At 35.4% G+C, this 226-nt stretch carries 1 protein-coding gene; it reads left to right on the top strand.

What is annotated here, in order from left to right:
- A partial coding sequence (locus tag ASJ81_RS23395) for a hypothetical protein (RefSeq protein WP_212556107.1) occupies nucleotides 1–221 on the top strand: 221 nt, incomplete at its 5' end.
- Nucleotides 222–226: the final 5 nt, after the last annotated feature.

The following is a 226-nucleotide window of genomic DNA, read 5'->3' as shown; positions in this document are numbered from 1 at the left end:
TTGTTAATTATTCTTGTATTATTCGTGAGCAAGATCCACTAAAACAAGGATTGAAACTCATAATGGTTAATTGTTGCTGTTGGGAGTTTATGATTCGTGAGCAAGATCCACTAAAACAAGGATTGAAACTAAAGTTCGACATTCGGTATATCCAGACGTTCTATATTATTCGTGAGCAAGATCCACTAAAACAAGGATTGAAACCAGAGAATGACAGCTGATGACA

This window comes from Methanosarcina spelaei (assembly GCF_002287235.1).
Lineage (GTDB): Archaea > Halobacteriota > Methanosarcinia > Methanosarcinales > Methanosarcinaceae > Methanosarcina > Methanosarcina spelaei.
The sequence above is the reverse complement of the archived record's forward strand: the minus strand, read 5'-3'. Positions and strand labels throughout refer to the sequence as shown.